Here is an 18,867-nt window from a genome sequence, read left to right on the forward strand (position 1 = left end):
AAAATGTGAACCCCGTCAAAAAAGCCCCCGTAAAATTGTGATAGTCCGACGGCGCTGTCGTTTGATCCGCGCATCGAGTCCATGTGACCGTGCATAAGTGCGTGCCGAACAGGTAGTTGGCTGATCCAGACTCTTTTGGGAGGAGTGATACCTCCCGTTAACGACGTTTATGGTCAGAGCATCGGGGGATTCGAATGAAAATTAGCATCTTTGGGATGGGGTACGTCGGCGTCGTGTGCACGGCGTGTTTGGCAAAACGAGGCCACAACGTAACAGGGGTAGATGTTTCACCATCAAAGCTAGGTCTGATAAACGACGGCATTTCTCCGATTGTGGAGCCAGGACTGGAGAGCTTGCTGCAGTCCGGCAGGGCAGAAGGTTATATCGAAGTGACCTTGAACGGCTACAAAGCGGTTCATGATACAGAGCTTTCCATGATCTGTGTGGGCACGCCGAGCAAACCCAACGGAGGCCTCGAGTTACAGTTCGTGGAGCGGGTCTGCCAGGAGATTGGTCGAGCGCTCAAAGACAAAGATAGCTGGCATCTGGTTGTGGTACGCAGCACCGTGCTGCCAGGCACGGTGAGCGAATTGATCATTCCGATTCTCGAAGAGCATTCTGGCAAAAAGGCTGGTTGGGAGTTCGGTCTGTGCATGAATCCGGAGTTCCTGAGAGAAAGCACAGCGATTCACGATTTTGATCATCCGCCAATGACGGTGATTGGTGAACTTGATACGCAGTCTGGCGACCTGTTAGCTCGTCTTTACGAAGATCTCGACGCACCCATTGTCCGCAAAACGATCGAAACTGCAGAGATGATCAAATACACCTGCAACGTCTGGCATGCCACCAAGGTGACGTTCGCCAACGAGATTGGAAACATTGCCAAAACCCTGGGCGTGGATGGCCGGGATGTTATGGACGTGGTGTGCAAGGACAGCAAGCTGAACATATCCCGATACTACATGCGTCCGGGATTCGCCTTCGGCGGCTCCTGTCTCCCCAAGGACGTGCGAGCACTGGCCTACCGGGCCAATCAGCTGGATGTAAGGCATCCGTTGCTGAGTTCGATCATGGACAGCAACAACGAGCAGGTCCGGCGCGCTTTCAATATTGTTACCGGATGTGGCTCTCGCAAGATCGGGATGCTTGGTCTGAGCTTCAAGGCAAATACCGATGATCTGAGAGAGAGCCCACTGGTGGAGTTGTCCGAGCTGTTAATTGGCAAAGGCTATCAGCTCCAGATATTTGATCGAAATGTCGATCAGGCCCGCACTTTTGGCGCCAATCAGGAATACATCAACGGCAAGATACCGCACCTCGCCGAGCTGTTGGCGAAGGAGCTGCGCGACGTGATTGAGTGGGCAGATGTGATCGTGCTGGGCAACAACGATCAGTCCTTTGAAGCAATCGCGGCAGAGGTTCCGGAAGGGAAGCAGGTCGTTGATCTGGTTGGTTTCATGAAAACCCGGTCAAACGGTACTTCCGTAGGGATCTGCTGGTAAACAACCTGACACCGCCAACGGTCGGGCGTAAGGCTCGCGTGACCGTTGGCGGCTTCCGGAGAAACGGGCCATGATCCGGTTCGAAAACAACGGGCTGACGCGGGTTGGGGGCTGGTGCTTCTATCTGGCCCTGCTCGGTTTAATGGCGTTGGCTCTGCCGCGGGAATTCTTCATACCTGGTGGCGCACACTTCATCCTGTTGATCGGCAGCATTGGTCTATGGCGATACTCTGTGGGACTGATGCACTTTGCCCGCGGAATGTACTTTCTACACGTTTCCTTTCCCCTCGCCCGTCGGCAGGCCCGGCTGCTTGGCGACGCCGCCACGCCGTCCCATGTTTATCTGATGGTAACCAGCTTTCGTATCGATAGCCGAACTACCGCCCAGGTATACGATTCCATCATTTGCGAAGCCATGCGGAGTGAATGGCCGACCACAGTGGTTGCGTCGGTCGTCGAGTTATCGGACGAAATGCTCATGCGTTCCCTCTGGCGCAAACGGAAGCCGTCTCAGCGCGTAAGCCTGAAGGTAGTGCGTATTCCCGGTACCGGTAAGCGAGATGGCCTCGCGTACGGCTTTCGAGCTATCTCCCGGGATCTGCCCGATGATAACGCCATTGTTGCCGTGATTGACGGGGACACGGTGCTTAACCCGGGGGTTGTTGCCAGGACCGCACCTTATTTCAAACTGATGCCGACTGTGGGCGCACTGACGACCAACGAATTTTGCGAGGTTCAGGGCAGTTACCTGATGTCCGAGTGGCACAAGCTCCGCTTCGCCCAGAGGCATGTCGCCATGTGCTCGATGGCGTTATCACGCCGGGTTCTGACACTGACCGGCAGGATGTCCGTGTTTCGTGCCAGCGTTGTCACACAGCCGGAATTTATTGCGGACGTTGAATACGACAACCTCCGGCACTGGCGACTAGGGCAGTTCCGGTTTTTGACGGGCGACGATAAGTCCAGCTGGTTCAGTGTCATGCGTCTTGGCTACGACACCTTCTATGTTCCTGACGCCTCCATCAATACCGTTGAGCATCCGCCAGATCCCAGGTTTTTGCGCTCGGCCCGCCAGCTGATGTTCCGCTGGTACGGCAACAACCTGCGACAGAATTCCCGGGCCACCAAACTGGGTCCAAGCCGGCTTGGATGGTTCACCTGCTACGTCTTGTGGGATCAGAGAATCTCCATGTGGACGACGATTCTGGGACCCACCGCTGCGATTATCGCTGCCATCAAATATTCCGGCGTAGTACTGATCATGTATCTGCTCTGGATTGGTCTGACCCGCCTGGCTTTGACGCTGTTGCTGACGGCCAGCGGCCACCGGATTGGTCCGGCGTTTCCGATCATTCTGTATTTCAACCAGATTTTCGGGTCGCTGGTAAAGATTTACGTGTTCTTCCGGCTCGACCGGCAGTCTTGGACACGTCAGAAAACCAAATTCAATGCCGACACCGCCTCGTTTCAGCAGCGCTTCAATCGCTGGTCGTCGCGGGTCATGACTTTTGCTGCCGGTAGCATTTTTCTGGTGGTGGCGGTCGCAATCGTTTGACGTAAGCCGACGCGACTAACGGATTAGGGTAGATACACAACATACGGGGACAGCCAAGATGACTACTACCGCGGTTCAGCCGCAACTCGTCCACGAATCCGAGGCTCAGCGGCAATATGCGAGGGTGAAGATCCCGGCGACGCTGGTCGTGGATATCGACGGTCAGTCCCGCACCCTTCCAATTCACGACCTTTCAGCCGGCGGCTTCAGCCTGAAACAGCCGAATGATCAGCTCACTCGAAACCAGGTCTATAGCGGCCGGCTGGTGTTTCAAATTGATGGGCTGGACCTTGGTATGGAAGTCCGGTTTGTGCCCAAAAACCAGGATTCCGACGCGGGGCGCTATGGTTATGAGTTTCAGGAGCTGGGGGCGAGCGAAGTCTCCACCTTGCGGTATGTCATTACCTCGTTTCTAAGTGGTGAGGTGGTGTCGGCCGGCGACGTGCTCAATACACTGTCACGGGAAAACTTCACCCGAACCCGCAAAAACAAGGGGGGAGAGGATTTGGGGGGCTTTGCCCGCGCCAGGGCCCTGATCGGCAGCCTGTTATTCATGTTGGTAGGCCTGGGGGCGGCAAGCTTCGTTCTCTGGCAATTGTGGCAGATGTACTTTGTTACCCGGGCAGAGTCTGCCATGGTCGGCGCGGAACAGGTGTCCATCACCGTGCCCAAGGACGCTCGGGTGACCACGTTAGTGAAAACAGGGCAGCAGGTCGAGGCGGGTGCGGTGATCGCCACCTTCGATGCGCCCATGCTGTCGTACGTCGCTGACCTCCTGGGAGAAGGCGACTACACCGTTGAACAGATTGAGGAGCTGTTAGGCCAGAGCGTGCGCGGTACATTGACCAGCCCCTGTGATTGCACCGTGGCTAATCTCAGACCGGCAAAGGATCACTATATGGCCAAAGGGGATCAACTGGCATTGTTGGCCCCTGCAAACGCCAGTGTCCACGTAATTGCCCGCTTCAAGTTTGAGGACGGAGAGCATCTTGAAGAAGGGCAGACGGTGACATTGAAATTGCCCGGTGGCGAAGCCCAGGCCGGGACCATCAGTGCGCTGTACGTGGATGCCCGACAGCCCAATCAGCCGGGCACGGCGATCAACACCCTGATTGAGGCCAACCAGCCACTGCCAATATCCGCCATTGGTCGCCCCATCCGTGTGACTGTTGAGCCGTTTCAGAACTCGGTTCTAAATGCCGTCCTGGCCGGGCCGGCGGGTAATCCCTGAGGGGCGCGTGATGAAATTGCGGGAGGTGGGGATGGTCGCAGTGCTGCTCGGTGCCCTCACCGGCTGCAGCAGCCTGCGAGATCTGCCTGATCTGGATCGGGCGGAGCAGGACTTGGCTCAGGGCAGGACCGACCGGGCCCAGTCGCAGCTTGAGGCTCTGGCGGGCTTTGGCATTGCCGATGCCCAGGTGGATCTTGGGGATTTCTACCGTGACTCTGACAGCGCTTCCGCACTGGAAGCAGCTTTGACCTGGTACCACCACGCTGCTGAGCAGGGCAGCGAGCGGGCCTGGCTGCGCCTTGGCAAGCTGTATGCGCGGGAAGGCACCACCGCTGAGCAGCGGGCTGTTGCTGAAAGCTACCTGCGGCAGTCGCTCGCAGCTGGTGACGACAGCGCCTTGATCGCCCTGATCAACCTGTATCTGGAATACCCTGCCGAATTTACACATCGGAATGTTCTGGCGTTGATTGAACAAGGCGAGTCTGAGGGTAATCCGTCGGCGAGCTATGCGCGGGTCCTTTACTACCAGCTCACGGGCGAGTTTGATGCGCGCATGGCAGAGATTGAGTCTCTGTGCGCACCGGCAGTGCTGGCGGAGCCGGCATGTATGTCGGTGCTGGCACGCATTTATATGCAGGAGGGGCGTGAAGCAGATCTGGATGGTCTGATTCGGCAGGCCCGCAGTGCCTGGGAAACCGGCGAAATAGACGATACCGATCTGTATCAGTTTGCAGGGTTCCTCGCCAGTGATGAGGCCCCGAACCCCAAAGTGGGCGAGAGTTACCGGCTTTATCAATTGTTGATTCCGGGTCACGTGCCCGCCCTGACCGAATCATCGCGGCTGGCTCTGGATAACCCTTATCTTGCCGATTCTGAGGTGATTCTGGGAGCGCTGGAACAGGCGAGAACGGCGGGCGACCTTCGGGCCTCTCTGACACTGGCCCGAATTTACGAACTTGGACGAATTGCACCGGCGGATCCACAGAAGGCCCTTGCCTACGCAGAGGAGGCCAGGCCCCGCTATCCGGCAGCGGATTACACCATTGGACGCATCTACAAGCGTGGCTATCTGGGCAAGCCCGACCCCGGAAAAGCACTCGATTACCTGCTTTCGGCTGCCCGCCGTGGCTATCCAAAGGCGGACTTTCTGCTCGCCCGACTGTTCTGGGAAGGCAAGGGGGTCGCCATCAATCCGGTTTACGCCTGGTCGTTCGCCACTCTGGCTCTGGAAGGCGAGGTGGCCCAGGCGCACGAGCTACTGGATGAAATGGCTCAGACCACGCCCTTGAGTGTGCGGCAGGAGGCGGAGCGACTGAGCCAACGGGAGCTGATCTCTCGCCAGCAGCAGCCTCTGGATTTGCTTCAGCAATCGATAGCTGGAGGAGGCTAGGGGATGCTCTTAAAGCGCCACCAAAAGCTAATAATGGCTGTGTCCCTGGCTGGGGGATTTGGCCTGACCGCGTGGCCTGCCGGAGTTTACGGGCAAGACGAAACGGTGTCTGTCGATAAAGGCGAAAACTCCGCAAGCAACGAGGAGGCACCTCCACAGCAAGCGGAGGCATACGAAGGGCCCACGTTGTTGGTGCAGTCCACCCGCGCCCAGATAAGCCTGATCAGTGAGGGCGATCGTCGCCTTGGACTGGCGCCCGGCGGGGAGACCGATTCCAACGATCTGGCGGTTGACATCAAACCGGAGTGGTACTGGCAACTTGCGCCAAAGTGGCGAGCCAAACTTGTGTTGCAGGGCTTTGCGGCCACCGGGGTGGTGGATGTGACCGAGGAAACCGGTGGCTCTCCGACCGATGGTTTTCTGGCTCTGCGAGAGGCGTGGGTGGATTATCGCGGCCTGAGCGACTACCCGGGCGAATCACTGCGCTTTGGCCGTGAGCGGCTTGAGGAAGCCACTGGGTTGTGGTGGGACGACGACATTATGCTCGCCCGCTGGATTTTCAATACCACACTTCTGCAGTCCACAGCTGGCATTGCCCAGAAGTTTTCTGAAATGCGCACCGATCAGCCACGGGTGCTTGAACCGGAACGGGACATCGCCCGGTTTTTTGCCGCCAGCCGCTGGCAATGGCGCAGCGGGCATTATGCCGGCTTGCTGCTGACTCACGCCGAGGGTTACGGCGATCAAGCCGTTGACTACGCAACTCGAGGCAAAGTGGCGAGCGAGCGTGATCCCTCCCTGACCTGGATTGGTCTTTCGGCTGACAACGGCTATTTCGACTGGCGTGCCAATGAAAGCTGGCAGTACTCGGCAACTCTGGCGGCAGTCACCGGCTCCGAGCAGAGCAGCATCAGCTCGTCCGATTCGACCGGCGGATTCACTCGCCGCGAACAAGATGTAGATGGCTGGGCGGTAGACCTGGGCCTCAGAGTCCAACTGGCTGAATCGCCCCGCTGGTTGGTGGGTGGTCACTGGGCCATGGCGTCAGGCGGTGGCGATGCCGGTAGCAGTAATGGCTTTCGCCAGACGGGTATTGAGAGCAACCGCTCACGTTTTACCGGAAGTCGATCGCTGGTCCAGCGCTTTGGTGAGGCCTTTCAGCCGGAGTGGCGCAATCTTGAATCGGCCACAGTGTATACCTCGGTGAATAGCGCCAACCACTGGGACGCGAGCCTGATTTACCAGCGCTTCTGGGCGAACGATGTAAACGGCGTTATCGAGTCCGATCTCATCGAACCGGCCCGGCCGCTTCAGTCGGATGATCTCGGGCAGGCGCTGGATCTGGTGGTGGGCTATTTCGGGGATCGTAGCCCGGTCTGGCACGCAATGGATGTGCGGCTTCGGGCCGGGGTGTTTTTCCCTGGCGATGCGTACGGTAGCGGTGCCGACAGTGCCCGCCATCGCGTTCTTCTCGATTTTCTCAAACGATTTTAGGAGAGCGTGATGAACTTCCAGCACCTCCTCGCTCCCGTGTTTTTGATGGCAAGCGCCTGGCTACACGCCGCGTCCGGTGCATCGGACGGGTCGGGAACTCCGCCCCCGGCGGTAGCACCGGAAGACGAAAGCTATGTCTTTGAAGTGCAGTCTGGCGATCTCCTGAATCGTGAAAGGCCGACCTTGCCCGACCTTTCAAGGTTCAGCGCCCAGCAAATTGAGGCGCATCTCCGGCAGCGTCCCGACGCACCGGGTATCGTGCGGATTGAGCGGATGGTAGGCATTCCGGCACTGGATGATTTTCTGGAAGGGGAACAGGCGCGGGAATGGGTTATCCGGCAGTTCTCATTCCCCAAGGCCATCGTTATCAAGGCAGGACGCGCCACCCTCGAAGACGTGTATCGGCAAATCAACAATGGGCGCGTCATGGAGCGCCTCGCGGAAGGGGTGTACCTGGCCCGTTTACCCATTGCCATCATGCAGGGTGCTACCCTGGTGATCCGGGGGGAAACCTTGAGGCTGTCAGAAGAGCGCGGCGCCTTCCTGGCCAGTGATGGCGGGTTCTTCTTGATCAATGGTCGGCTTGAGGGCTGGCGGGAAGCGGCGAATGGCCCCGCCACGTACCAGGCCAGTGAGGCGTTCCGGCCGTTCTACACCGGCTGGGGCGGCAGCGAAACCTTTGTTCATGGCAGTGAGCTGGCGCATCTGGGCTACAACATGACCAAATCCTACGGCTTTTCCGTTGCCCAGTATTCGGAGGATGACAACGCCATACTCCAGCGCAGCGCTCCCACCGGCTGGCTGATCGAATCGGGTTTCACCGATCTGTACTTCGGTTTCTACAGCTCCCAGGCCGAGGACGTTGCGATCATCAATAATCTGTACCGAAACAGCATTGCCAATGGCATCGACCCCCACGACCATTCCCAGCGCCTGATCATCGCCGGCAATGAGGTTCGCGGCACCCGTGAAAACCACGGCATCTTTATTTCCGGCCAGGTGAATGGCAGCTGGATTTTCGGCAACCGCAGCCACCATAACGGGCGCTCCGGTATCGTGCTGGCCCGACAGAGCAGTGGCAATGTGGTAGCTGACAATGTGGTCTCTGACAACCAGGGCGATGGCATTGGCCTGTACGAGTCTCCGGACAATCTGCTCTGGGGCAATCGCCTGATCAAGAACCAGAGCAATGGTATCCGGGTGCGCAACAGCACCGATGTGTTGTTGTACCGGAACGTGGCCCTGCTGAACGGTACCTACGGCATCTTCGGGCAGCTGAAGGACCTTTCCGATACCGATCGTGATTTTGCCGAAGACGCTTACCGCTTCGCCGTTTCCATGACAGTAGTGGGGGGCAAGCTGGCGGCTAATGCCAGCGGGCCCCTGGCCTCGGACAATCCGCAGTATTTGTCATTGTTCGATGTTGAGATGCGCTTCCCGGGAACGGAAGGGGGTATTCAGTTCGATGGTGCACTGGGGATTCACCAGAGTGCCATTCTGGATGCGCTCATCAACCAGCAGCAGGCCGTGACGTTGCGTCCAGCGCCTCGCGTGTCGTTGAACTAGGGGGAGGCATGGTTTTCTCATCCAACATCTTCCTGTTCCTGTTTTTGCCGGCCTTTCTGGGGTTGTATTACCTCACGCCGTTCCGGTACCGGTCCCTGGTCATTCTGATCGGCAGCTACGCGTTTTACGCCTGGTGGCGGGTGGACTTCCTGCTGCTGTTCGTGGGCGTGACGCTCTGGAACTACGTGATCGGCAACCAGATCTACCGGTCCGGGTTGGGCACCAAGGCGGCCAAACGTTGGGTGGCGTTGGGCATCACCGGCGATCTGGCCACACTGGGCTACTTCAAGTACGCCAATTTCGGGGTGGATAGCCTCAATCAGTTGCTGGTGGGCCTCGGCAGCCAGCCTCTGGAACTGGCGAACATCATCCTGCCCATCGGTATTTCGTTCTACATCTTCCAGGCCATTTCCTACGTGATCGATGTGTACCGGGGGGATACCGAACCCACAAGGCGGTTCATCGATTTTGCCGCCTTCATTGCCCTGTTTCCGCAACTGATTGCCGGCCCCGTGCTGCGCTATAAGGACCTGGCCGGGCAGTTCGCCCACCGTACCCACACGCTGGACAAGTTTGCCGAGGGCGCGAGCCGATTCATGCTGGGATTCGTCAAGAAAGTGTTCATTGCCGATTCTATCGCGCCCCTGGCGGACAATGCCTTCGCCCTGGAGAACCCGACCACGGCGGATGCGTGGCTAGGTGCCCTGGCTTACACCGCCCAACTGTACTTTGACTTCTCCGGTTACTCGGACATGGCCATTGGCCTGGGGCTCATGATGGGCTTCCGGTTCACCGAGAACTTCAACCAGCCCTATGTCAGCCAGAGCATCACCGAGTTCTGGCGTCGCTGGCACATCAGCCTGTCGAGCTGGTTGCGGGACTATCTCTACATTCCGCTGGGGGGCAACCGCCATGGCACGCTGATGAACTACCGAAATCTGCTGCTGACTATGCTGTTGGGCGGACTATGGCACGGCGCGAACTGGACCTTCCTGCTCTGGGGCGCCTGGCACGGTGGTTTGCTGGCCATTGAACGGATGCTGGGGGTATCGAGTGCACCCACGGGGTTCCGTATCAGCCGGTGGGCGATGACCTTCCTGTTTGTGATCCTTGGCTGGGTCACCTTCCGCGCCACCACGGTTTCCGATGCCTTTGCTTTCTACGGGGCCATGTTCGCCTTCGACGGTGTGGGTTTCAGTTACGACTACTTGCAGGGCATCAGCCGCCTGAATCTGGCCATTCTGGTACTGGCCTTTGCCATTGTAGCGATCATGGGCGTGCGTGATAGGAGGCAGGTCGGCGCGCCGAGGGCTCGTCCGATCCAGTGGCAGGGGGTCAGCATGCTGTTGTTGTTGCCAATTTTTAGCCTGGCGGTGCTCAAGTTGTCTGCGGGCAGCTTCTCACCCTTTCTCTACTTTCAGTTCTGAGGAGGCCGCGACATGTCCAAGGCAGCAAAGCACCTCACTGTGACAGCCTTCATTGTCATTGTCCTTGTGCCTGGGTTGATGGCGTTGGCGCCCCTCAAGAACTATGAGGCTCCTGAACAGGTTGACCCCATCGCCGGGGACTTGGCCCGAGATCTGGAAGCCCACTATGACCAGTCATTTCCCGTACGGGAATTTGGCACCAACCTTTGGGCGGCTATCCGCTACAACCTGTTTGGCGAGGCGCGCAAAGGTGCGGTGGTGGGCCGTGAGGGCTGGCTGTTTACGGCCGAGGAGTTTTACCCGCCCCCCAACCAGAGCGGCGAGGTTGAAGCCAACCTGCAGCGGATTGCCCATCTGGTGGCTTACCTGGAGCAGCAGGGCATTCCGGTCGTGCTGATGGTGGTGCCCGCCAAAGCCCGGGTATACGAGGACAAGCTGGCCAATGGGAAACCGGCACCGCAGATGCAGAGTCTTTACCCACGCATTCTGCAGCATGTCGAGGGCGAGCAAGTGCTGGTGCCGGATGTTCTGGAAGGTTTGCAGGCGGAAAAGTCGGCCGAAGCCCCTCTGTTCCTGAAAACCGACACCCACTGGACCCCTCGGGGTGCCGATGTGTTTGCGCGCCAGATGGCGGAGCAGATCACGAAGACCTTCCCGTCGCAGGATTGGCACCAGGCCGAATATATCACTCGAGAGCGGGAGCCTCAGAGCCATCGCGGCGACCTGCTCAACTTCATTCCCGTGACCCCCTATCTGACGGCCCTGGGGCCGGAGCCCGACTGGATGACGCCCCATCTAACAGAACCTGCCGAGGCCACCACCGGCGGACTTTTTGGCGGCAAGACGCCACGAGTGACGCTCGTAGGAACCAGTTACAGCGCCAACCCGCTGTGGAACTTTGATGGGGCATTACGCCAGCACCTGGGGGCGGACCTGATCAATGTGGCCGACGAAGGGCACGGGCCCTTCGAGCCGATGGTGGCGTATTTGCGGTCGCAGGATTTTCGCGAGTATCCGCCGGAACTCGTGCTCTGGGAGTTTCCCGAGCGCTACCTCGTCCAGCCTGTCGACAGCGAATCGGTACTGGGCTGGTTTGAACAAACCGAAGAGCAGATGGCGAACATTTCCAACCGCCGGGGAGGAGTAAAGTGATGAGTGTGAATGAACATCGCAGTCTTGTCGTGCGTATCTGGGCCGCAGCCCTGATCTACCTGTTGTGCGCCATTCCGGCACAGGCCGAAGATGCCCTTTACGCGGCGGATGCCCCGGACGGTGTGGCATTTATCCGGGTACTGAACGCTGGCAGTAGCGGCGAACTTGAATCGGCCTCGGCCGGCGGCAAGCGCTGGGACGAAATTGCGCCGCTGGAGGTCAGCCCCTACCTCTATCTTCCTCCGGGCAGTCATTCCATCAGCGCTGGCGGTGCTTCGGCCACCGTTGATCTGCAGAAAGACCAGTTCTACACCGCGGTGGTGTTGCCCGATGGCCGGCTGGAAGTGCTCAAAGATCGGGCCTTTGAGAATCCCCGCAAGGCGCTGGTGAGCTTTTACAACCTGACTGACTCCGGTGGCGTTTCCCTGAAAACCGCCGACGGCAAAGTGGCCGTGATCGAAAACCTGGGTTCGCTGGAAGTGGCGGATCGGGAAATCAATGCCGTCAAGCTTGCCTTTGGGGCCTTTGAGGGCAGCCAGGTGTTTGGAACATCAGACCCCATGAGCCTGCAGCGCGGAAGAGTGTACAGCTTCTTTGCCGTTGAAGTGGCCGGGCGCCCCCGGTTTTTTGCGTCGGAGAACCGTGTGGACGCTTCGCTGTGAATCGATTGGCACAGGAAGGGGCGAACGTCGGGCGAACAACAGAGACAATGGGATGAAGACGCGAAACAGAGACGATGAATACAGCGGAATCGCTCGCGTTGTTTGTGCGCTGTTGGTTGCGTTTGCGACATCGGCGGGGCCGGCGACAGCAGGCGAGGTTACTGGCGCGCCGGAGTATGAAATTGAGCCCTGCTGCGATCTGTGTACACGGGCGTCGGACCCGGCCAGTTACGATACCGGTTTCCTTGAGCTGTTCAGGTTGCTGGTGGAGGGGGAAGGCGGCTGGCTGTTCCGCTCGGAGCAGGAACTGCGGGAGGACTTCGGGCCAACACAGGAAGGGCTCTCGCAACTTCGTCGATTCGCCCGCCACCTGAAGGAGGAGAAGGGCACCGAACTGGTTCTGGTTTTCCACCCCACCAAAGGCCTGGTGCATCCGGACAAACTGCCCTTTGACGCGCCGGTTACCTTCGCCTGGCCCCGAGCGCGTGACAATTACCGCGAAGCTCTGGGCCGGTTGCGGGATACCGGGATGATTGTGCCGGATTTGACGCCGTTGCTGGCGGAGCCGCCAAAAGACGACGCCTATTACTTCGAGCGGGACCACCACTGGTCCCCCTATGGCGCGCGCCGGGCGGCCCGTTTGGTTGCCCAGCGTATTCGCCAGTTGCCGGTCTACAGCGAGCTTGAGAAAAAGACCTTCGAAACCCGGCGCGTGGGTTTGCTGCGCCGGCGCGGCACCCTGCAGGTGGCCGCCGAGCGCCTTTGTGGTTTTTCCTACCCGAACCAGTACGTGAACGAGTTTCGTACCGAACTCGCCAGTTCTGGTGAAGATGGCCTTGGTGATGCCTTGTTCGGTGAGGCGAGCCTGCCAAGCGTGACCCTGGTGGGCACGAGCTTCAGCAAAGGCACATTGAACTTCAACTTTGCCGGTGCCTTGCAGGAATTTCTGGGCGTTGAAGTACTCAACCTGGCCCTGACCGGCGGCAGTTATGACGGTGCCATCCTCGATTACCTGAAGTCCGACAGCTTTCACGAGGCAGCGCCGGAAATCCTGATCTGGGAGGTGCCGTCGTACCATCAGATGAATAATCAGGATTTCTACCGTCAGCTGATGCCGCTGGTCACGAATGCCTGTGAACCCCAGCCCCCCATACTGCAATCGACCGCCACCCTGAAAGCCGGAGTCAATGAGGTGATCTTCAACGGTGGCGGCCGGTTTCTGGTATTGCCCAGCCCTAATTACGTCATCGATCTCCAGTTCAGCGACTCTAGCATCAGGCGTCTTGAGGCAACGACCTGGTTTGTCGCCGACCGCAGCGACCGGATCAAAATGGAATACAGCGACCGTACCTCCGATTCCGGCCGCTTTGTATTCGAGTTGCCCAAAGGCGAGAGCTGGGAGAAGGAGAACTTCATGTCTCTGGAGCTGGAAATGCTGCCCGAGCAGATCAGCGAAGGTCTGACCGTGACAGCAAAACTGTGCAAACGAGAGGACCTATAACGCCATGCGCCACTCTACGACATTCAGCAAACCAGTCAAACGGCCACTGGTGGTTTCGGCCGTTGCCTTCAGCCTGAGCCTGGGTGTGGTTGAGGCTGCCGAGTGCCCAGCTGAGGGGTTACGCGCGCCACCCGGATACTACCTGATGGCCGACGAAAACCCGCTTCAGGAGTACGTTTGTCCGACTGTTGAACCCCACACCGGGTCGATGAACTTTACCAGTAAGTACGAGGGCAGCGACGCCTCCCGGGACGAGCTCAATACCGAAGCGGAGGCGGAATACAGAGCCGCCGTGGAAAATATCCGGACCCTGGAGAAGGCCGTGATTGCCGCCGCTAACGACTACCAGATTGATGGTGACGGTGCACTGGCGCGGGAATGTGTGTTGCAGCTACTGGATAGCTGGGGCTCCAGTGATGCCATGGTGACGGACGACATCAATGGCACCGGGCAGGCGGTTCGAAAGTGGGCGCTTGCGGCCATCGCCAACGGCTATTTGCGAGTCACCCTGCCCAAGCCCGAGGCAATCACTGACCCCGATCGCCAGCAACGTATCAAGGGTTGGTTCGCTCGCCTTTCGCAGGGCGTACAGGCGTACTACAGCGACCGGCCGCTGGAAAAAGTCAATAACCACGACTACTGGGCGGCCTGGGCGGTCGCAGCGACCGCCGTGGTATCGAATGATTGTGCCAGGTGGAACTGGTCGATGGCCAAGTTTGATGAGGCCATGGGGCAGATCAGCGGGGAGGGGTATTTGCCAAACGAACTGAGCCGGGAAACCCGGGCACTGGAGTACCTCAATTACGCCATGCAGCCGCTCGCTACCCTGGCCACCTGGGCGCAGGTCAATCAGCAGCCCCTCTATGACACCTATCACCCTGAATTTCAGAAGCTGGCTGGAAATGTCGTGGACGGTCTGAACGACCCTTCGATCATCGCAAGCCTTACCGGGTTCGAGCAGGTGACGGATGGCTTGTACACCTCCTGGTCGCTGGCCTGGCTGGACCCCTGGCAAGCCGGTGAGGAGCTTTTGCCCGGTATGCAGACATTAATGGACATGTACCGGCCTCTGAAATCGACCCGCTTGGGCGGCGATCTAACCTGGTTGTATGCCGTCCAGTTAGTAGAGGAGAAACCGCAACCGCCCGGAAAGGTTCGGGTCAATGAGAAAGAAAAACCGGGCGGGAAGAAGTAGCGGTTTCACCAAACCCGAGTCAAAACCACAGGAGCAAAATTATGATTCCAGTCATCTTGTCAGGTGGTACCGGAACACGGCTCTGGCCGTTGTCTCGACAAGCCTATCCCAAGCAGTTCCTGTCTTTGATTGGCGAAGGCAGTATGTTCCAGCAAACACTTCAACGTCTCCCCTGGAGGGACGTCCACTCACCAGTGATTGTTGCCAACTGTGACCATCGTTTTCTGGTCCAGGACCAACTGTCGGAACTGCAAATAAGCCCACAAACCATTTTGCTGGAACCTTTTGGGCGTAATACTGCGCCTGCGGTTGCGCTGGCGGCGCTGGTCGTTGCCAGGGACGATCCGGAAGCGATTATGCTGGTTTTGCCAGCCGATCATCTCATCGATGATGGTCCGGGTTTTCAGGTGGCGCTTGAGCACGCGCGCGGCGCCGCCGAACGGGGGCAGCTGGTGCTGTTTGGCATTACGCCTACTCGACCGGAAACCGGTTACGGCTATGTGGCGGTGGAACCCTCCTCGGATGGCATCATGCCGGTGCAGAGATTCGTAGAGAAACCGGACGCCGCGACTGCCCAGGACATGCTGGAAATCGGGGGATATTACTGGAACAGCGGTATGTTTATGTTTCGCGCTTCCAGTTATCTCGAGGAGCTCAAGAGCCATCGGGCCGATATCTACGAGGCCTGCGTGGCGGCGGCGGCCAATCTCCGGGATGATTTGGGATTTGTGCGGGTACCGGAAGAGATCTTCAAGGATTGTCCGGATGAATCGGTGGATTATGCCGTCATGGAACATACGAAAAACGCCGTTCTTGTTCCGCTGGATCTGGGCTGGAGTGATGTTGGTTCATGGTCTGCGTTGTGGGACGTCCAGGGCAAGGACGAGCGCCAGAACGTTGTCGTCGGTGATACCTGTCTGGAAGATACTCATGGCTGTCTGATCCACGCCCGGGACAAACTGGTTGCCATGCTGGGGGTTCAGGATCTGGTGGTTGTGGACACCAAAGACGCGCTCATGGTGGCCCAACGTGACCGGGTCCAGGATGTAAAGAAACTGGTAAACCAACTCAAGGTCGCCAAACGTTCGGAAACTGAAAACCACCGGGAAGTCTTCAGGCCATGGGGGAGTTACGACAGTATCGATAACGGCAATCGCTTCCAGGTGAAGCACATCACCGTCAAACCGGGAGAGCGGCTCTCATTGCAACGTCACCACCACCGGGCCGAGCACTGGATTGTGGTGAGGGGCACGGCACAGGTGACCCGCAATGAGGAGACGTTCTTGCTGTCGGAAAACCAATCCACCTACATTCCGATAGGTGCAACCCATCGCCTGACCAATCCCGGAAAGATTCCTCTTGAGCTGATCGAGGTGCAATCCGGGGCCTATCTGGGAGAGGATGATATTGAGCGGTTTGACGATATCTATGGCCGAACGGAGAAGGCAGAGCCTGAGATAGCTCCAGCGAATGTCGAAGGTTAACGCCGATTCGTTACCCTTGGCCTTTTCTTAGATAATGCAGAAGCCGGTTTATACGCCGGCTTCTGCATTATCTGAAATCAAAAACCCTTTGGCGGGCGAAATCCTGCCAGGCCGGCCTCTTCAAGTAACTGTCCGAAACGTATAGTGGTCAGATCCTTGCCCGGGGCGCCAATCACCTGAATATTGAACGGTAAACCTGCCTTCGTCCGGCCGATCGGCACGGAAGTGGCGGGCAGGCCCAGCACTGTCGCCAGGGCAATCCAGCAGAACTGGTCCATGTAGGCTCGGGGCTGGCCGGCGACCATGATACGGCGCTTGAATACCGGCTGACTGTGATCGTGTTTTATTGCGGCGGTAGGGGTGACCGGTGTGAGCAGAACGTCAAACTCCTCGAACAGTGTTTCAATCTCGCTCCGCATTTTCTCACGCCGCTCGTTCCAGCTCGCCCACTGATGGGCCGCCTGATTCACACCGCGCGCATATTCGCCGATAAACGGCGTCACCGGGCCGAAAAACTTCAGCCATGTATCGAGGCGGGCAATCCACTTCATTTGCCGGCGTTGATGAGGTTTGATAGAGCTGCCTATCAAACTGCCCAGAAGATTGAAGTAAACCGGCAGAATATGCTCGAGGTTAAGCAGACCATGCTTTGGTTCAGCAACCAGCGCACCCTGCGCTTCCAGCTCGCTGGCCAGGTGTCGATACCCCCGGGAGAGCTCTTCCTCGATCGGGCAGAGCGGATCGTCCAGCCAGAGTCCTACCCGGGCTTGTTCAAGGTTCTCCAGGCTGGATGGTTCCATGCTCAGAGACCAGCTCCGGGCTTCCGCCGGACTTGGGCCGGCAATCACCTTGAGCAGCAGCTCCAAGTCTCTGCTGGAGCGGGCCATGGGGCCACCCTCCGCCAGATCGGGTTGGGACTGGGTGCCCGGCGGCCCGGGGATATGTCCTCTCATAGAGACCAGCGCACGGGTCGGTTTGTGGCCGAACACACCGCAGAAGTGCCCCGGCGTGCGAATGGAACCGGCCAGGTCGCTGCCCACTTCCAGCGGTGTCATGCCACTGGCCAGGGCTGCCGCAGCGCCACCGGAGGAACCACCGGGGGTATGGTCGCGATTGTAGGGATTGTTGGTTACGCCAAAAAGCTTGTTGTAGCTCTGCAGGTCGGTGGCATAGATCGGGACATTGGTCTTACCAATAATGATGGCGCCAGCGTCTTCCAGGCGCCGGGCGACGTCGGCATGATAATCCGGCAGGTGTTTGTGCAGTGCCGGCGCACCAGCCGTGGTGGTCATGCCGGCCACCTCCCAGGTATCTTTGAGCGTCAGGGGCAGACCGTGCAGAGAGCCAGTGGCCTCGCCGGCCGCCAAGCTTCGATCAGCAGCCCGAGCCTGCTCAAGGGCTCTGCTTTCGTCCAGCGTCACCGCGGCATTGATGTTGCTGTTGTATTGTCGGATTCTCTCCAGAAAACATCGGACAAGACTTTCGCTGGTGATCCTGCCTGCCTTCAATTCCGCTAGTAATGCGTATGCCGGCTGGTAATGCATTGAATCCATAAAGTATCGCCTTGGTGTTTTTGAGCAACGGCCTGAAGCGTTTGATGTCAGGGCAGGTTTTCTCGCCAGTACTTAACGCGGACCTGTTGCTTGACGGCGTCAATGATCTCGATGATGAGGTTAATCAGCGCCTCGTTCTCGGTTTCATCCGCCTTCATCTGTTCCGGGCTTGGCAGAAACACGTTCACGATGTCTTCAATGAAGGCGTGATTGGAGGCTGAGGCCAGATCCTCGAGTATTTGATGGATAACGTTGGCAACGATATCGCCGACCGCCTCTTCCAGGGTTTCCTGAATGGTGGGGCCGACAACCGGCAGGTACTTCAATCGGGACAGCTCAAGGTTCTGTTTGAGGGCGTTATCAACCCGGTCCTCAAGATAACTGCGCAAGGCTCCCCGGTTGGGTACGTAACCCTCCTGGGCGGCTTCGGCGATGCGGTCTGAAATCCAGTCGGACAGCATGGCCCGGCGCGGGTAGAGAATGTCCTGCTGGATTCTGTCGAACAGCGGGGAGCCGCGACGAACTTCCTGTTGGACGCCGCTCAGCACTTTCAGCACGATGCGGTCCGACAGCTCCTCCATGAAGGCCTCATAGTAGAAATTAACAAACCGGTACAGCTTGGTGCTGGTAACGTCAATGATCTGGTACTGGTGCAGGCGATAGATGATCGAGATGATCCGCAGCACCCGCAGGAAGCGGAGGCTGCCCACGGGGATACAGCCAACGAGGTCGTACCAGTGGATGAATGGATAAAAGTACCAGCGGTCATAGATCTTGGCCTTGACCGCGTATCCCCAGCGCAGGAAAAACTCGCCGAGAAAGATCGAGACGAAAATCATGTCGTAAAAGATAAAGTGGGTGTGAAGGGGGTGGTACAGGCTCTGCAGGCCCGGGGTGTATTCCCGCATGAGATCCTGGACGGCCTCGAAGTTGTAAATGGAGTCCCAGATGATGAAGGCCAGGTTAATGATCAGCAGGCCAAGCATCAGGAAGTCGATGATGAACCAGATGAGCTGATGGCTGGACTTTAGCTTCTCTCGATTGATGTGGAGCATTCAGGACTTCCGGTTGTCTGTCAGGACGTTATAAGCTCCTGACAGATTAGCTTATTTTGTTACTGACGACGACACGCCATGGTTTACTTGACCGCCT

General features: G+C 58.2%; 14 protein-coding genes. 12 read left to right on the forward strand and 2 right to left on the reverse strand.

Features of this window, described 5'->3' with window-relative positions; all coding sequences use genetic code 11:
- Positions 1 to 194 precede the first annotated feature (194 nt).
- The 12 genes from QQF73_RS06820 (at position 195) to QQF73_RS06875 (ending at position 16,162) form a co-directional block, all read left to right on the forward strand.
- A complete protein-coding gene (locus tag QQF73_RS06820; RefSeq protein ID WP_219866233.1) occupies positions 195 to 1,505 on the forward strand; it encodes a nucleotide sugar dehydrogenase in 1,311 nt (436 codons plus the stop codon).
- A gap of 70 nt (positions 1,506 to 1,575) precedes the next feature.
- Positions 1,576 to 3,060 carry a glycosyltransferase family 2 protein gene (locus tag QQF73_RS06825; protein WP_219866232.1) on the forward strand — a complete coding sequence of 495 codons (1,485 nt, stop codon included), beginning with the start codon at positions 1,576 to 1,578 and terminating at the stop codon, positions 3,058 to 3,060.
- Positions 3,061 to 3,118: 58 nt separating this feature from the next.
- Positions 3,119 to 4,291, forward strand: coding sequence for a PilZ domain-containing protein (locus tag QQF73_RS06830; protein ID WP_219866231.1), 1,173 nt, complete (start codon positions 3,119 to 3,121; stop codon positions 4,289 to 4,291).
- Positions 4,292 to 4,301: 10 nt separating this feature from the next.
- On the forward strand, positions 4,302 to 5,681 hold the full coding sequence (locus QQF73_RS06835; RefSeq protein WP_219866230.1) for a tetratricopeptide repeat protein: 1,380 nt from the start codon (positions 4,302 to 4,304) through the stop codon (positions 5,679 to 5,681).
- Positions 5,682 to 5,786: 105 nt separating this feature from the next.
- Positions 5,787 to 7,175, forward strand: coding sequence for an alginate export family protein (locus QQF73_RS06840; protein ID WP_285367718.1), 1,389 nt, complete (start codon positions 5,787 to 5,789; stop codon positions 7,173 to 7,175).
- 9 nt (positions 7,176 to 7,184) lie between these two features.
- On the forward strand, positions 7,185 to 8,741 hold the full coding sequence (locus QQF73_RS06845; protein WP_285367720.1) for a NosD domain-containing protein: 1,557 nt from the start codon (positions 7,185 to 7,187) through the stop codon (positions 8,739 to 8,741).
- A gap of 8 nt (positions 8,742 to 8,749) precedes the next feature.
- Positions 8,750 to 10,168 carry an MBOAT family O-acyltransferase gene (locus tag QQF73_RS06850; RefSeq protein ID WP_285367722.1) on the forward strand — a complete coding sequence of 473 codons (1,419 nt, stop codon included), beginning with the start codon at positions 8,750 to 8,752 and terminating at the stop codon, positions 10,166 to 10,168.
- A 12-nt stretch (positions 10,169 to 10,180) separates the two neighbouring features.
- The gene (locus QQF73_RS06855) at positions 10,181 to 11,320 is read left to right on the forward strand and encodes an alginate O-acetyltransferase (protein WP_285367724.1); all 1,140 of its coding nucleotides are present in this window, start codon (positions 10,181 to 10,183) and stop codon (positions 11,318 to 11,320) included.
- On the forward strand, positions 11,320 to 11,982 hold the full coding sequence (locus tag QQF73_RS06860) for an alginate O-acetyltransferase AlgF (protein ID WP_219866225.1): 663 nt from the start codon (positions 11,320 to 11,322) through the stop codon (positions 11,980 to 11,982). The genes QQF73_RS06855 and QQF73_RS06860 overlap by 1 nt, the downstream gene beginning before the upstream one ends.
- A gap of 52 nt (positions 11,983 to 12,034) precedes the next feature.
- Positions 12,035 to 13,483, forward strand: coding sequence for an alginate O-acetyltransferase AlgX-related protein (locus tag QQF73_RS06865; RefSeq protein WP_219866224.1), 1,449 nt, complete (start codon positions 12,035 to 12,037; stop codon positions 13,481 to 13,483).
- A gap of 4 nt (positions 13,484 to 13,487) precedes the next feature.
- The gene (locus QQF73_RS06870; protein WP_219866223.1) at positions 13,488 to 14,678 is read left to right on the forward strand and encodes an alginate lyase family protein; all 1,191 of its coding nucleotides are present in this window, start codon (positions 13,488 to 13,490) and stop codon (positions 14,676 to 14,678) included.
- 41 nt (positions 14,679 to 14,719) lie between these two features.
- Positions 14,720 to 16,162 (forward strand): mannose-1-phosphate guanylyltransferase/mannose-6-phosphate isomerase, encoded by a 1,443-nt coding sequence (locus QQF73_RS06875; RefSeq protein ID WP_219866222.1) that lies wholly within the window; start codon positions 14,720 to 14,722, stop codon positions 16,160 to 16,162.
- 77 nt (positions 16,163 to 16,239) lie between these two features.
- Here the strand turns inward: QQF73_RS06875 and QQF73_RS06880 are convergent, their stop codons facing one another.
- Both QQF73_RS06880 and QQF73_RS06885 read right to left on the reverse strand, forming a co-directional pair.
- Positions 16,240 to 17,715, reverse strand: coding sequence for an amidase (locus QQF73_RS06880; protein ID WP_219866221.1), 1,476 nt, complete (start codon positions 17,713 to 17,715; stop codon positions 16,240 to 16,242).
- A 47-nt stretch (positions 17,716 to 17,762) separates the two neighbouring features.
- Positions 17,763 to 18,770 carry a hypothetical protein gene (locus QQF73_RS06885; RefSeq protein WP_219866220.1) on the reverse strand — a complete coding sequence of 336 codons (1,008 nt, stop codon included), beginning with the start codon at positions 18,768 to 18,770 and terminating at the stop codon, positions 17,763 to 17,765.
- Positions 18,771 to 18,867: the final 97 nt, after the last annotated feature.

The sequence above is a fragment of the Marinobacter albus genome (assembly GCF_030238305.1).
Classification (GTDB): domain Bacteria; phylum Pseudomonadota; class Gammaproteobacteria; order Pseudomonadales; family Oleiphilaceae; genus Marinobacter; species Marinobacter albus.